Source organism: Paenibacillus sp. AD87, assembly GCF_001659845.1.
GTDB lineage: Bacteria > Bacillota > Bacilli > Paenibacillales > Paenibacillaceae > Paenibacillus > Paenibacillus marchantiae.
Map to the genome: position 1 here is coordinate 1 of NZ_LXQN01000020.1, position 2,664 is coordinate 2,664.

Sequence of the window (2,664 nt, forward strand, 5' to 3'; positions counted from 1 at the left end):
CAGCCTGCGTGAAAGAAGCCGCGGTCTTTCTTCCGTTAAGGAAGCTTTGGAAAACCGTTCGCATCTTCCGGCATACGTAGAATTCAACGATACTGCTCTGGAAGGTAAATTTATCCGTTTGCCTGAGCGTTCGGAATTGTCCCAAGACATCGACGAAAAACAAATCGTCGAGTTCTACAACCGTTAATCGTTGGAATTTCATTAAGCTTCAGACCAAACAGCTGTCCGAGATTTTCTCGGCAGCTGTTTTTTTTATTTCGAGAGAAAAAAAGAGCAAAAAAAGTGGTCTTACCTGCACCTATTACATGGATATGGCCTCCTTCCTATACATAGTCATCTATTTTCATCCACACTCGGACGCTCAATACTTCCACGTTTTATTGAAATTCTCCATGACTTCTCATGATATGTAATTCAATTCCGCATGATATATATCATAATCCAAGAAAGAATGGCAATTTTCGACCATTGCTTGTATTTCTCAGGCATGCAAACCAGCCTTTTTATGCTATAATAAGTGCTGTTAAAAGGAGGAAGACACTGAATGGTTGATGTTAATAAGAAAAAGCCCGATGAACAGCCTGCCCGCAAGCGCAGTTTTGCCCGCAGACTGGGTAGTTTCGTCAAATGGATGGTTGTCCTTGGATTCATGGGGGTACTATTTGTAGGCGGTGCTCTAATGGGATACGTCAGTTCCATTGTGAAAGACGAACCCGTCCGTTCAAGGGCGCTGATTGAACAAAAAGTCAGCGAAAACTCCATCACAGGCTTTGCTTACTTTGCCGACGGCAGCCCGATCGGTCAATTACGAACAGAAGAAGACAGGCGTCCGGTCACCTTTGACCAGATCCCACAGAACGTTATTGATGCAGTCATTTCGATTGAAGACAATCATTTTTACGAACATAAAGGTGTAGACATGAGCGGAACGCTCCGTGCCGTGAAACAGAAAGTGCTGAAAGAATCTGTTCAAACAGGCGGTAGCACACTGACTCAACAATTGGCCCGGCGTGTATTCCTCAATCTGGATCGTACCGAAGACCGGAAAGTGAAAGAAATATTACTTTCGCTCCGACTCGAACGTTTCCTGACCAAAGACGAAATTATGACAGCGTATCTGAACAAGGTTCCTTTTGGTAACGGCTCCAGTGGATATAATGTATATGGAGTCAAGGCAGCTGCCAAAGGACTGTTCAATATTAATGATTTGAGCAAAATAAACACAGCTCAGGCTGCTTATCTTGCCGGATTGCCTCAGCTCCCCTCCTCTTACTCTGCCTTTAATGGAAAAGGCGACTTTGTTGAGGACAATTTTGAGCGTGCAATCAATCGTCAGCATCTGGTGTTGCGCCGTATGCTGGAACTGGGCAAAATCAATCAGTCCGAGTATGACGAAGCTCTTGCTTTTGACATCAAGAGTTCACTCGCACCCAAAACCATCAAAGCTTACAATACTTATCCATACCTTATGATGGAAACAGAGCGACAAGCTGCACAGATTTTAATGAAGCAACTGAATTCGGCTAAGGCTGAAGGCACGGATGCCAATGCGGATACAGCCAAGGATACGGATACCGATACACCGCAAAAAGAAAGCAGTGCTCTGCTGGAAGAAGCTCAGCAGCAATTGCGTACAGGCGGATATCGTATCTACACGACTATCAACAAAAGTATCTACAAAACAATGCGTACCATTGCCGAAGATGACAGTAATTTCGCTGCTGACGATCCCGTGAAGGGAAAAGAACAGACTGCTGCCATGTTGATCAATCACAAAACAGGAGCTATTCTCGGCATGATTGAAGGCCGTAATTTCCAGGATGAGCAGATGAACTATGCAACTCAGATGGTGCGTCAGCCAGGTTCAACTATGAAACCTATTGCCGCTTATCTACCTGCACTGGATGAAGGGCTTGTTCAACCGGCTTCCATTATTGACGATTCACCGATAATTCTGAAAGACGGCCAGACCGGATTCCATATTCCGAAAAATGCCAACAATCGCTACCAGGGACTTGTGACTGCCCGTAGAGCACTCAACTACTCGCTGAATGTGCCTGCGCTGAAGCTGTTTAACGAAGAAGTTGGTATCGACAAATCATGGGCTTTTGCCAAGAAGCTGGGGATTACCACCATCCAGCCGGCTGATTACCAAGCTCAGACCGGTGTTCTTGGAGGACTTCAGTACGGTGTTACCGTTGAAGAGCTTACCAATGCCTATGGAGCCATTGCCAACAATGGTGTGTACAATGATTCCTATATGATTAGCAAAATTGTAGATTCAAAAGGGAATATCGTATATAAACACGATGCAGAACCTGTTCAAGCTTTCTCAGAACAGACGGCATACCTGATGACAGATATGCTTCGCACCGTTATTACGGAAGGTACAGCCGATAAAGTTCGTGAAAATTACAAGTACTCCAAGAGTGTGCCTATCGTAGGCAAAACGGGTTCAACCCAAAACTATGCGGATGTCTGGTTTGAAGGCTATACGCCGGATGTCACATTGGGTGTATGGGTTGGATACAAACAGCCTATAAACACGCTGGAGACAAGATCACAGAAGAAACGTGCACAGCAGCTGTGGACGCAAATCATGAATCAAGTCATCGCTACAGACAAAGAGATGTTCGTAACCGATTCGTTCAAGAAACCATCCGG

1 protein-coding gene and 1 pseudogene are annotated in these 2,664 nt (G+C 45.0%); both read left to right on the forward strand.

Translation table 11 applies throughout. From position 1 onward, the window contains the following. A pseudogene (locus gpAD87_RS27745) lies at positions 1–187 on the forward strand (30S ribosomal protein S4); the annotation flags it as partial. Between the two features lie 357 nt (positions 188–544). Beyond that, positions 545–2,664, forward strand: a 2,120-nt coding sequence (locus tag gpAD87_RS27750; protein WP_064642083.1) for a transglycosylase domain-containing protein, incomplete at its 3' end; no start/stop codon positions are given.